At 37.2% G+C, this 13409-nt stretch carries 11 protein-coding genes; all 11 read left to right on the top strand.

The window, feature by feature from the left end:
- The first annotated feature begins 70 nt into the window (after positions 1 to 70).
- The 11 genes from galF (at position 71) to D6029_RS02755 (ending at position 13343) form a co-directional block, all read left to right on the top strand.
- Positions 71 to 964 carry a UTP--glucose-1-phosphate uridylyltransferase GalF gene (gene galF, locus D6029_RS02805; RefSeq protein WP_120063309.1) on the top strand — a complete coding sequence of 298 codons (894 nt, stop codon included), beginning with the start codon at positions 71 to 73 and terminating at the stop codon, positions 962 to 964.
- A gap of 386 nt (positions 965 to 1350) precedes the next feature.
- Entirely contained in the window at positions 1351 to 2598 is a 1248-nt protein-coding gene (locus tag D6029_RS02800; protein WP_120063308.1) for an oligosaccharide flippase family protein, read from the top strand.
- A 1-nt stretch (position 2599) separates the two neighbouring features.
- The gene (locus tag D6029_RS02795) at positions 2600 to 3586 is read left to right on the top strand and encodes a glycosyltransferase family 2 protein (RefSeq protein WP_120063307.1); all 987 of its coding nucleotides are present in this window, start codon (positions 2600 to 2602) and stop codon (positions 3584 to 3586) included.
- 32 nt (positions 3587 to 3618) lie between these two features.
- A complete protein-coding gene (locus D6029_RS02790; protein WP_120063306.1) occupies positions 3619 to 4797 on the top strand; it encodes a hypothetical protein in 1179 nt (392 codons plus the stop codon).
- Between the two features lie 29 nt (positions 4798 to 4826).
- Positions 4827 to 5861, top strand: a complete 1035-nt coding sequence (locus tag D6029_RS02785) for a polysaccharide biosynthesis protein (RefSeq protein ID WP_120063305.1) — start codon at positions 4827 to 4829, stop codon at positions 5859 to 5861.
- A gap of 1 nt (position 5862) precedes the next feature.
- Entirely contained in the window at positions 5863 to 6969 is a 1107-nt protein-coding gene (gene wbjC / locus D6029_RS02780; protein ID WP_120063304.1) for a UDP-2-acetamido-2,6-beta-L-arabino-hexul-4-ose reductase, read from the top strand.
- Between the two features lie 9 nt (positions 6970 to 6978).
- Positions 6979 to 8109, top strand: a complete 1131-nt coding sequence (wecB, locus tag D6029_RS02775) for a non-hydrolyzing UDP-N-acetylglucosamine 2-epimerase (RefSeq protein ID WP_120063303.1) — start codon at positions 6979 to 6981, stop codon at positions 8107 to 8109.
- 53 nt (positions 8110 to 8162) lie between these two features.
- Positions 8163 to 9377 (top strand): glycosyltransferase family 4 protein, encoded by a 1215-nt coding sequence (locus D6029_RS02770; protein WP_208642659.1) that lies wholly within the window; start codon positions 8163 to 8165, stop codon positions 9375 to 9377.
- A complete protein-coding gene (locus D6029_RS02765; protein ID WP_120063301.1) occupies positions 9374 to 9973 on the top strand; it encodes a sugar transferase in 600 nt (199 codons plus the stop codon). The genes D6029_RS02770 and D6029_RS02765 overlap by 4 nt, the downstream gene beginning before the upstream one ends.
- 177 nt (positions 9974 to 10150) lie before the next feature.
- Positions 10151 to 11329 carry a DegT/DnrJ/EryC1/StrS family aminotransferase gene (locus tag D6029_RS02760; protein ID WP_120063300.1) on the top strand — a complete coding sequence of 393 codons (1179 nt, stop codon included), beginning with the start codon at positions 10151 to 10153 and terminating at the stop codon, positions 11327 to 11329.
- Between the two features lie 97 nt (positions 11330 to 11426).
- Entirely contained in the window at positions 11427 to 13343 is a 1917-nt protein-coding gene (locus D6029_RS02755) for a polysaccharide biosynthesis protein (RefSeq protein ID WP_120063353.1), read from the top strand.
- Positions 13344 to 13409 lie beyond the last annotated feature (66 nt).

Below are 13409 nucleotides of genomic sequence, written 5' to 3'. Positions count from 1 at the left end.
GATCAATTCATGCTGGCATCACAGCACGAAAAGTTTATAATCCTCCAACCATTTCGAGGTGGGTCTAAATATGATTAATTTGAAAGCAGTGATCCCGGTTGCCGGTTTGGGTATGCACATGTTGCCAGCAACGAAAGCTATCCCTAAAGAGATGCTGCCCATCGTCGATAAGCCGATGATCCAATACATCGTTGACGAAATTGTTGCAGCGGGTATCAAAGAAATCGTGCTGGTGACGCATTCATCGAAGAATGCGGTAGAGAACCACTTCGACACATCTTATGAGCTGGAAGCTCTTCTTGAGCAGCGCGTAAAGCGCCAGTTGCTTGCTGAAGTCCAGTCTATCTGCCCTCCAGGCGTGACGATTATGAACGTGCGTCAGGCTCAGCCGTTAGGCTTGGGTCACTCCATTTTGTGCGCTCGTCCAGTTGTTGGCGATAATCCGTTTGTGGTGGTATTACCTGACGTTATCCTTGATGGCGCCAGCGCCGACCCATTGCGCTATAATTTAGCCGCCATTGTTGAGCGTTTCAGAGAGACCGGGCGCAGCCAGGTTTTGGCTAAACGCATGCCAAACGAAGACCTTTCTGACTATTCGGTTATCACCACGGAAGAACCATTGCAAAACGATGGACAGATTGGTCGCATTGTTGATTTCGTGGAAAAACCAGATCAACCACAGATACTGGATTCTGACGTAGCTGCGGTGGGGCGTTATGTGTTGTCTGCTGATATCTGGCCTGAATTAGAAAAAACCGAGCCGGGTGCCTGGGGCCGTATTCAGTTGACTGATGCTATTGCTGCGCTAAACAAAAAGCAGGCAGTTGAAGCGGCATTGATGACAGGTGAAAGTTACGACTGCGGCAAGAAAATGGGTTACATGCAGGCATTTGTGCAGTATGGGCTGCGTAACCATAAAGAAGGGCAGAAGTTCAGGGATAGTATTCAGAAGTTGCTGGGCTAACTTGTAGAATATGAGCTGTTATGCCCTAAGTATGGTGAAGGGTCAAACGGTGGCGTAGTGCTCTGAATGGTTCTTGATTCTGAGTCGCGGGCCACCGTCTTGCTTTATATATTAGAAATATAGTGTATAAAATTCAGTGTGATAGTGTTTTTTTGATACTTGAATACAAAAATCATACTGCTGAATTGTCTTACTCAGGATGAAATTTTTGGTGCCCTAGTACGGTAAATGCCGAGAGGGATAAATATACAGTAGACTGGTAGCTGTTGAGCCAGGGGCGGTAGCGTGCTCGAAGTAAGTAACAAATTAAAAAAGCAAAATTTTTAGGCAAAGCAATATAAAGTAAACAAAAAAGCAAACTATTTATTTTCTTATGGTGATGATCTTTGAATAGTACGAAAAAAAACATTATTTACCTTGCAATAAGCCAAGGTGTAAATTATTTGCTTCCTTTAATGATTTATCCATTATTAATTCGCATTTTAGGTGTTGAGTCATTTGGGAAGGTAAGTTTATCGATTGTTATCATGCAGATGCTATTCCTGATTGTGGAATATGGTTTTGGGTATAGTGCTACAAGGTTAGTCGCGATTAATCGGGGTGACAAAGAATACATTTCTAAAAGTTTGGCTAAAATAATCGTTGCAAGATTATGGCTATTTATTCCAGTTATGTTGATAGTAATGTGTTTTCTGTTAATACCGTCATTATATGATATTAGAAATTTATTATATATATCATTAATTGCTGTCTTTTTTAACATATTCAATCCTAACTGGTTACTCCAGGGATTAGAAATGATGAAGTTAATGGCAATTAATTCTTTAGTATCTCGCGGAATAGCCATTTCATTTATATATGGTTATGTTTTTATTTTAAATAGAAATGATATTATTGAGATTGCGTTTATTCTTATTTTACCATATGTGATATATTCTATATCTGCTATGGGGTGGTTAGTCGCCGATAAATTAGTATGTGTCTATATACCAACTAGAAAAGATGTCATTGGGGTTTTAAAAGATGGGGCGTATTTCTTTTTTTCAACTCTGGCTACAAGTACATATACAATGCTGACCCCAATTATTCTAGGTATTGTTGCCGGTAATACTGCTGTTGGAATATTCAACTCAGCTAATATGGTAAAGCAGGCTTTGGCAGGGCTGATAGCGCCGATTATACAGGCGTTTTATCCAAAGATTAACATTCTTAATCAGAGCGATCCTAGAAGAGCAAGGCAACAATCAATTAGTCTGTTAAAATGGCTGGTGTCTTTTTTTGTAGTAATATCAATTCCAATTGTGTTATATCCAGATGTATTTGCAGAAATAATTTTTGGTAATAAAGGTGCTGAGATTAAAGATGCTTTAAGATTAATGACATTATTGCCTGTGTTAATCGTATTTAATTCTATTGTAGGGTTATTGATACTTGTCCCTCAAGGGAAAAATAATATTTATTTCAGAATTATTTGTTCTGGTGGGATTGGATGCCTCTTACTAATCTATCCCTTAAGTAAGTATTTTGACGTAATTGGCGCAATATGGAGTCTTTTTGCCGCGGAAATTATAGTGGCACTTGGAATGTCTTTATATCTTATATCTTTAAGAAATACACGAAGTGAGAAAAAATAACATGTTACTGTCAGTTGTCATACCAGTATGGAAAAGAGTGATAGAATTGTCACTTATATTAAACGAGTTAAATAAACAGGCAGCACTTAATGATATTAAATTAGAAGTAATATTGTGTGATAGCCATAGTGGTATTGAAATAGAAAAAATTATTGATGATGCAATTAATGAATTGAATTCATTAACTATTAGGCATTTACACACCGAAAATATTGTTGCTGCAAAAAGAAATCTAGGGATAAAAAAATCATCAGGGCAATATCTTATATTTCTTGATGATGATTGTATCCCTGGAGAGGACTTTTTAAATGATGTTGTGCACATAGTTAATAATTACAAAGAAAATACTGTATATTGTGGTGAAGTTAGATTTGTAAAAGAGTTAGTTAATAATAGTAATTACTACAGGTACAGAGATTCTAGGCATCCAAAATATTCAGATGATGAAATGCTTATCTTAAATGAATGGACTTTTGTATCGATGAATTGCTTGATCTCAAGAGACATTTTAGAACGGACACAAATTTTATATAACGAAAATTTCCTCGGATATGGCTGTGAAGACCATGAGTTTCCATGGCAGTTGATGAATAGTGGTGTCAATATTATAATGTCAAAACAAATGATACTTCATCACGAACATGGTGGTGATATTATAAAGTACTCCAATAAAATTAGATCTACGGCTCGTGATGGTATGTTAGCTTTATCGATAGAATGCCCAGAACTGTTTGCCAGTAATAAAAAAATAAATGCCATTGAAAATATTTTTATTAAGAGCAAATCCATTTTTAGTAAAATCATAAAGAAGGTATTATCTGAATATCTTGCTCTTAGGATTGCTAAGCTTCTTATAAAAAATGACAGGAATAAAATATTCTACATACCTCTTCTTTATCGATATATATTATTATGCTCATATTTGAAAGGATGTCAGGAACGTGAAACTATTGATAGAAAACAATTGTTAAAGAATTGGTATTTATAGATATTTAACGCAATCTACATTTAAGTAATAATATGATTAAACTAACCCTTATAAACAAAGTAGTAAGTTTTTTAATTTTCTTTGTGGTTTTTTTTAGACTGTCATTACTCAGTCCATATGTATACTTAGCATTGATTCCAGCATTATATGGTTTTTATATTTTGCTAAGTAGTTTAGTTAATCTCAAACAATTTAAGATTAAATTAGATGCAAGTACAATGTCATGGGGAGTACTGGCTGTTATTCTAATAGTTAGTATTCTATTTGATTGCTACCAAGATAATCTATCAGTGCAAAGTTCATTTTCATTTAGAATTATTATGATCTTCGTTCTGTCGTTTTTGCCAGCTCTAGCGCTATCCAAATTACTAAATAAAGAAAAATCAAAGTTAGAAAGTATAATGATATTATCATTTTGGCTGCAGATATTAATATTTTTTATTATGTATTTTAATATTAATGCAAAAATATTTTTGTATAATATATTTGGCATGGGGGACTCAGTAAATCTGTGGGCACAGAATGAATCAGTAAGAGGCTTTGGGTTATCAGGTGAAATTAATTTCATGACACCTTTTCTTATGGTTTTTATGTCGTTTTTTGTTATACAAAAAAAATATTTATTGCTGATCTTAGTATGTTTAACACAAATAATTAATTCTAATATGGCTGTTGTGGCAATATTATTTGCGCTAACGTTTTCAAATATTAAGTTGACGTTCAAGATTTTTGCAGTTTTGATTACAGGAACTGTAATCTATGCCTTAGGAGCGGTACTTTTCCCAAGGTTCTATGCTGAGTTCGTTAATAGCGGCGGTATGCGAACAATTAGTGGACTTATAGCACAGCATGTGATTAGTTTACATTCTCTGGATGTATATTCAATACTTTTTGGTTTCCAGCAAAATATATCTTCAGCAATTCCAAATTTAGCTGTGTTCTCAGATATGGGGTGGGTGATATTATTCAATTATGGCGGCGTGGTATATATTATACTATTTATGTTATTTCTGGCATTTCTATCACTAGCTGCATTTGGAAAAAGTAAATTAGCATTAGTATGGTTTTTGGTTGGAGTGCTATTTAATATTAAAGGCCTTGCCTTTGGTCCAAATGGATACATGTTTACTTCATATCTATTTATGATGCTCAATAAAAATTTACGCTCAGATGGCAAACTGAATCAGAGTGCTACATGCGTTGTATTATAGTTAATAAATAATTTTTTGGTGAGACAATTATGTTTAAAGATAAAACGTTACTTATCACCGGTGGTACCGGTTCTTTTGGTAATGCAGTTTTGAAGCGTTTCCTTGATACTGATATTACTGAAATTAGAATTTTTAGTCGAGATGAGAAAAAACAAGATGATATGCGCAAGCGCTATAATAACTCTAAGCTAAAATTTTATATTGGAGATGTGAGAGATTATCAAGCTATTCTAAATGCATCTCGGGGTGTTGATTATATTTACCATGCAGCAGCACTGAAACAGGTTCCTTCTTGTGAATTCCACCCGATGGAAGCAGTAAAAACTAACGTTCTGGGTACGGAAAATGTTCTGGAAGCAGCTATTACTAATGAAGTAAAACGCGTAGTCTGCTTGAGTACCGACAAAGCTGTATACCCAATCAACGCGATGGGTATTTCGAAAGCAATGATGGAAAAAGTCCTGGTGGCCAAGTCCCGTAATGTTGATAAAAACAAAACGGTAATTTGCGGCACCCGTTATGGTAATGTGATGGCTTCCCGTGGTTCTGTTATACCACTGTTTGTGGACCTGATTAAAGAAGATAAAGCACTAACCATCACCGATCCGAACATGACACGCTTTATGATGACGCTCGAAGATGCTGTTGATTTAGTATTATATGCCTTCGAACATGGCAATAATGGGGATATCTTTGTTCAAAAAGCCCCTGCAGCAACGATTGAAGCCTTAGCTATTGCGCTTAGAGAATTGCTTGAAGTACCAGAACATCCAATCAATATTATCGGTACACGTCATGGTGAAAAGTTGTACGAAGCACTTTTGAGCCGTGAAGAAATGATTGCTGCTGAAGATATGGGTGACTACTTCCGTATACCACCAGACTTACGTGATCTGAACTACGGAAAATATGTAGAAGAGGGTGATCAACGTATTGCTGAGGTTGTTGATTATAACTCTCATAATACAGAACGATTAGATGTAGAAGGTATGAAAAAACTTTTATTAAAGCTTACGTTCATTCGTTTTATTCGCGAGAATAAAAACTATCAACTGGATGAGTAATATGAAGATTGTTGTCACTGGCGCAAATGGCTTCATTGGGAAAAATTTACAAATTCATTTGCGAGAAAATGGCCATGCAAGTGTCATTTGTTTAGACCGTGAAAATTCACAAGATGATTTAGATAATGCTCTCTTCGAAGCTGACTTTGTTTATCATTTAGCTGGAGTGAACCGTCCGCAAAATGATGTTGAATTCTATGAGGGAAATACAAATCTTACAGAATATATTGTTGCAAAACTCACCGAGAAAGGTAGTAAGACTCCGCTGTTGATTACTTCGTCAATTCAGGCTGCAACTGATAACCATTATGGGAAAAGCAAAGCTGCTGCCGAAAAAGCAGTTAGAGATTATGCTACGTTGACGGGGGCAAAAGTTTATATTTACCGACTACCAAATGTATTCGGAAAATGGTGCCGTCCTAACTATAATTCTGCAGTCGCAACCTTTTGCTTTAACATCTTAAATGGCCTTGAGGTCAAAGTTAACGATCCGCAAGCAGCTTTAAATCTTGTCTATATTGATGACGTCTGTAAATATTTTTTGAAAAGCTTAGTTGGCGAAATACAACCTGAGAATGCTGTTGTTGAACCTATTTACAAGACTACTGTGGGTGAAGTTGTTTCAATTATTCAATCTTTCAAGGCAAATCAGAATCAATTACTCATTGATAAGGTTGGTGTAGGGCTAACGCGTGCTTTATATTCAACGTTTATTAGCTACTATGAACCGGCTCAGTTCTCTTACTCGGTTAAACGCCACAGTGATCCGCGTGGCAGTTTCGTTGAGATGCTGAAAACGCAAGATTCCGGCCAATTCTCATTCTTCACGGCACATCCTGGGATAACTCGAGGTGGCCACTATCATCATACAAAAAATGAGAAATTCCTTGTTATTAAAGGAAAAGCAAAATTCTGCTTCCGCCATATTGTTACCAATGAGTATTATGAGCTTTTTGTGGATGCAGAAGAATCTAAAGTTGTTGAAACTGTTCCTGGCTGGTCTCATGACATTACAAACATCGGGAATGATGAAATGATTGTAATGTTGTGGGCGAACGAAATATTCGACCCATCACAGCCCGATACCGTGACATATAAAATTTCTTAAGAGTTAAAAATGAAAAAATTACATGTTATGAGTATTGTCGGTACTCGACCGGAAATTATCCGTTTATCACGAGTACTTGCAAAATTAGACGAATACTGTGAACACACTCTTGTTCATACTGGTCAGAATTATGACTACGAACTGAATCAGATTTTCTTTGATGATTTATCTGTACGCAAACCTGATTATTTTCTGAATGCTGCCGGTAAAAATGCCGCCGAGACAATTGGTCAGATCATTATTAAAGTAGATGAAGTTTTAGAAACAGTTAAACCTGATGCTATTCTGGTGTTAGGTGATACCAACAGTTGCCTGTCTGCAATCCCTGCTAAACGTCGTAAAATCCCCATTTTTCATATGGAAGCCGGTAATCGTTGCTTTGATATGCGGGTTCCGGAAGAAACCAATCGCCGCATAGTGGATCACACTGCTGATATCAATTTAACTTACAGTGATATTGCACGTGAATACCTTCTAGCAGAAGGACTCCCGGCTGACCGAATTATCAAAACCGGTAGCCCGATGTTTGAGGTTTTAAATCACTATGCAGCAGGAATTGAAGGGTCGGATGTGATAACTAGATTGAACCTTGAAAAAGGAAAATATTTTGTTGTCAGTGCTCACCGTGAAGAAAATATCGACTCTGATAAAAACTTGCTCAAATTAGTGGATGCATTAAACCTGGTTGCGGAAACATACCAACAGCCGGTTATTATTTCTACGCACCCGCGTACGCAAAAACGCATTGATGCTAAAGGTATCGTTTTCCATCCTTTAATTCAGCTTCTCAAGCCATTGGGTTTCAAAGACTACGTAAAATTGCAGAAAGACGCACATGCCGTACTCTCTGATAGTGGCACAATTAATGAAGAGTCGTCTATTCTAAACTTTCCTGCTGTAAATATTCGTGAGGCTCACGAGCGTCCGGAAGGTATGGAAGAGGCGGCCGTAATGATGACAGGGGTTGAGCCCGAGAGAATTTTGCAGGCACTTGCAATATTAGAACATCAACCACGTAACGATGAACGACTGCTCCTTCAGGTAAACGATTATTCAATGCCGAATGTTTCTGATAAAGTTATCCGAATTATTCTTTCATACACTGACTATGTTAAAAGAGTCGTGTGGCGTAATTATTAAGCATTCATGCCCTAAATTATTTAGGGCTATTTTGACGATCAGGTGGAATGACGTTGAAGGTTTTATTATTGACACAGTGGTTCGATCCTGAACCTACGTTTAAAGGGCTTGCCTTTGCTAAAGAATTAAAAAGACAAGGCATTGATGTTGACGTCATTACTGGATTTCCGAACTATCCCGGAGGAAAGGTTTATGATGGATATGCTATTAAAGCATACCAAAAAGAAATAATAGATAATGTAGATATTAATCGCGTGCCAATTTATCCGGACCATGGGAAATCAGCGATAAAAAGAATATTTAACTACCTTTCATTTTTCTTTAGTAGTTCACTATACGGTATTTTTCGTAGGAAAAAAGTCGATGTTATTTATGCTTACCACCCTCCGCTGACAACAGCTTTATCTGCATCATTAATTTCACTTATCAGAAGAACTCCTTTTGTTATTGATGTTCAGGATCTTTGGCCCGATACCTTAGCGGCTACCGGTATGCTGAATAATACTAAAATACTAAAAGTTGTAGATATTGTATGTCATTTTATCTATAAAAGGGCTTCTAAAATTATCGTACTCTCTCCGGGGTTTAAGAAAACTTTAATAGAGCGCGGTGTGCCTGACGACAAAATTGAGATTATTTATAACTGGTGTGATGAAGAAAAAATTCGTAACTTTGAAAAAAGTGAACATTTATTGCCTAATAATGGGTTCAATGTGGTTTTTGCAGGTAATCTGGGGCTGGCTCAGGGGTTGCCTGCTATAGTTGATACAGCAAAACTGCTGATTGAACGAAAGATAAAAGCAAATATTGTCATTATTGGTTCTGGTATTGCTAAAATAGAAGCAGAACAAAAAGCGGAAGATCTTGAACTTGATAATATTTATTTTATCCCACGAGTACCGGTAAGCCAGGTAGGTGATTTACTGAATCAAGCCGATGCATTACTTGTTCATTTAATCGACGATGAATTATTTAAGATCACTATACCTTCTAGAACTCAAGCATATATGGCCTGTGGGAAGCCGATTGTTATGGCCGTAGGTGGAGATGCTACTGACCTTATTAAACAAGCAGAAGCAGGCATCATTTGTTTTTCTAATGATCCCGTCTCAATGGCTGACGGTATTGAGCACTTATGCCAATTAACAAGCATTGAGCTGGAAAGACTAGGAAACAATGGTAAAAATTTTTATGAATCGAAGCTCAGCCTGAATGAAGGTGTAAGACGGTTCATCACAATTTTTAATGAGGTCACAGGTTCAAAATGATAAAGCGTTTGTTCGATATAATCGTTTCAGCAGTTATGCTATTAATTCTGGCACTGCCAATGGCCATTGTTGCAGTTTTAGTTCATACAAAACTGGGTTCCCCAGTTCTTTTTAAGCAGCAACGACCTGGAAAGTCAGGGAAGCCTTTTATGATGATAAAATTCAGAAGTATGAAAGATGCCGATAGTATTTCTACTACTGATGAAGAAAGACTCACACCTTTTGGTAAGAAACTGCGCGCGTTGAGCATAGACGAGCTGCCGGAACTTTGGAATGTATTAAAAGGTGACATGAGTCTAGTGGGCCCCCGACCTTTGTTGATGAGCTATCTCGAATTATATGATGATGAGCAAATGCGTCGCCATGAAGTCAAACCAGGTATTACGGGTTGGGCACAAATAAATGGGCGGAATGCAATAAGCTGGGAAGAAAAATTTATATACGATATATGGTATGTTGATAATCATAATTTCTGGCTGGATTTGAAAATATTGTTCCTCACGGTTAAAAAAGTGATGATTAAAGAAGGTATATCTTCCACTGGTGAAGCGACAATGCCTATATTCAAAGGTAACTCCAATAAAAACACCGATTAATACTTATTTAACTTTGGGGTGATATTCGACGATGAATGTATGTATGCCTGGGCAAATTAAAATTGCCGTACTCTCCTTATATAATATGAAAATATCCGATGGTGTTTGATTTTAGTAGGATATCCTCTTCGTAACATCGAGTGACTTTAGTTAAAAATAATTTTAAGGGTTTATTTTATGTTAAATACAAAGTTTTCTCCGTGGCCATCCTTTACTCAAGAAGAAGTTGATGCGGTTTCGAAAGTTCTGCTCTCAAATAAAGTTAATTACTGGACTGGCGATGAATGTCGTAAGTTTGAAGCAGAATTTGCTGATTGGGTTGGCACTAAATATGCTGTTGCGGTAAGCAATGGTACTCTTGCATTAGATGTGGCCTTAAAAGCATTAGATATTGGTGTTGGTGATGAGGTTATTGTTACTTCACGTACTTTTTTAGCATCAGTATCGTGTGTTGTTACTGCTGGTGGTAGTCCAGTTTTTGCTGATGTTGATTTAAATAGCCAATGTATTACAGCGGATTCTGTAAAAAGAGTATTGAGCCCTAAAACAAAGGCAATAATCGTTGTACATCTCGCTGGTATGCCAGCAGAGATGGATGAATTAATGAATTTAGCAACGCAGCATAATCTCTATGTTATTGAAGATTGCGCCCAAGCACATGGTGCAAAATATAAAGGTAAAAGTGTCGGTAGTATTGGTCATATTGGTGCATGGTCATTTTGCCAGGACAAAATTATGACCACTGGTGGTGAAGGGGGGATGGTCACTACTAATGACGAAGCATTATGGTCTCGGATGTGGAGCTATAAAGATCACGGTAAAAGCTATGATGCAGTATACAACCAAGAGCATCAACCAGGTTTTAGATGGTTGCATGAGACATTTGGTACCAACTGGCGAATGCTTGAGATGCAAGCTGTTATAGGCCGGATTCAACTTAAAAAAATGCCTGAATGGACACTTTTACGTCAGAGAAATGCAAAAGCCATTGATGAGGCTGTTGGTGACCTAAAAATAGTTAGAACCGTAAAGGTCCCAAGTTATATTGAACATGCAGCTTATAAGCACTATATTTTTATTAATGCTGAGTTCCTTAAGGAAGGATGGAGCCGCGAACGTATTATTAATGAAATAAGTGCCAGGGGGGTACCTTGTTATCAAGGTAGTTGTTCTGAAGTTTATCTTGAGAAAGCCTTTGACAATACATCGTGGCGTCCTGCTAAACCACTTTTAAACGCTGTAGAACTTGGGGATACAAGTATAATGTTCCTGGTTCATCCTACTCTGACAAATTCTGAAATTGTTGAGACTTGTTCAGTGGCAAGAGAGATTTTGATTTCAGCATCTAATATATAATAATGCTGAATCATTATAGTATTTAAAAAATAGTCTTCTGGGGTGAGTGGATTACTTACCCCTTCATCTTGAAATAATTGGTGCAAATTGGTGCAAAATGTTAACGCAATTATTGAGTTTGCCTCGTAGTGCCAAACGCATTATTATGCTGGCGATAGATTCGACTTTAATACTATTAGCATTTTGGGGAGCATTTTGGGTTCGTATGGATAGTACGGCTCCTTATACAAGTTCTGCCCACTGGCAACTTTTTTTAGTCATTGCAGTATCTACGATTCTATTATTTCTATATGTCGGACTGTATCGTACGGTATTGCGATATGTGACAGCGAAGATATTTGGCGTGGCCTTCTTCGGTGTCGTTGGGTCAACAATATTATTAATATCACTATCTTACTTTTTTAATGTATTTTTACCTCGAACTGTGCCCGTTATTTACTTTTCATTTTTGATGTTGTTTGTTTGTGGCTTCCGTTTATTTATACGCAGACTGTTGAGTTCTGCAGTGGGTGACAGGGAGTCGGTTATAATATATGGTGCAGGAGCATCCGGCCGTCAGTTATTAACAGCCCTCATACAAGGTGATAAATATTTCCCAGTGGCTTTTGTTGATGATAATTCAGCCTTGCACAAAGTAGTCATACATGGTGTTGCAGTATATAACCGAGCAAGTTTACCTTTATTGGTTCAACGTTATGATATTAATAAAATATTATTAGCTATGCCAAGCATCACAATGGATAAGCGCAAAGAGGTTATTTCATCGCTGGAAAACTTGCCATGTGAGGTGCTATCTATACCCGGCATGGTCGATTTGGTTGAGGGGAATGCGCAAATCATTTCTTTGAAAAAAGTTTCTATTGATGATTTATTAGGGCGAGAGTCAGTAAAACCTGATTCTGTATTATTGGCGAAAAATATTCATAAAAAAGTTGTTATGGTGACTGGTGCCGGTGGTTCAATCGGTTCCGAATTATGTCGGCAAATACTAAAGCAATCACCAACAGTATTGATTCTATTTGAAGTTTCTGAGTTCGGGTTATATTCAATTGAGAAAGAGCTTTCTGGTATTGCAAGAAATGAAAATTATGGTGTAAGAATAATTCCATTATTAGGGACAGTGCAAAAAATAAACCGGCTAGAAACAATAATGCGCACTTTTGGTGTTGAAACTGTTTATCATGCTGCAGCATATAAACATGTTCCTTTAGTAGAGTATAACGTCGTTGAAGGTGTCAGAAATAATATATTTGGAACTCTTTATTGTGCACAAGCCGCTATAGCTACCGGGGTTGATACTTTCATCCTTGTGTCCACGGATAAAGCTGTTCGTCCTACTAATACCATGGGGGCGACAAAGCGCATGTCAGAATTAGTTCTTCAGGCTTTGTCTCAAGAAAGTGGCCAAACTTGTTTCAGTATGGTTCGCTTTGGTAATGTGTTGGGTTCATCTGGCTCTGTAGTTCCTTTATTTGAGAAACAGATTGAACATGGAGGGCCAATTACACTTACACATAAAGATATTATTCGTTATTTTATGACCATTCCAGAAGCCTCTCAGTTAGTCATTCAGGCAGGTGCAATGGCTAAAGGTGGTGATGTTTTTGTTCTTGATATGGGGGACCCTGTAAAAATTTATGATCTTGCTACAAGAATGATTAAATTAAGTGGGTTAACCATAAAAAATGAAACTCACCCTGATGGTGATATTGAAATTAAAATTACGGGATTAAGGCCTGGAGAGAAACTATACGAAGAGCTTTTAATCGGTGAGCAAGTACATGGCACAACTCATCCACGAATTATGACTGCGCATGAAGAAATGCTTAGTTGGGAGGTTTTGAGTGAGTATATTGACCAGCTTGATGATGCTTGTAATAAATTTGAGCACGACGAGATACGTGCGATCTTATTAAAAGTTCCTACTGGTTTCCAGCCAACAGATGGAATTTGCGACTTAGTTTGGCAGGCCCGACATTCTACAGACTCAAACGCGCTCAAAATTAAATGCTAACAGACAGTGGATTTTTACATCAATTTATCTTGTTTCATCGTAGGTGCTTCGGTCTTGCTGAGACTT

This window comes from Buttiauxella izardii, from assembly GCF_003601925.1.
In the GTDB taxonomy this organism is placed as follows: Bacteria; Pseudomonadota; Gammaproteobacteria; order Enterobacterales; family Enterobacteriaceae; genus Buttiauxella; species Buttiauxella izardii.
Note: the sequence above shows the minus strand (reverse complement) of the source record. Positions and strands in the feature narration are given on the sequence as shown.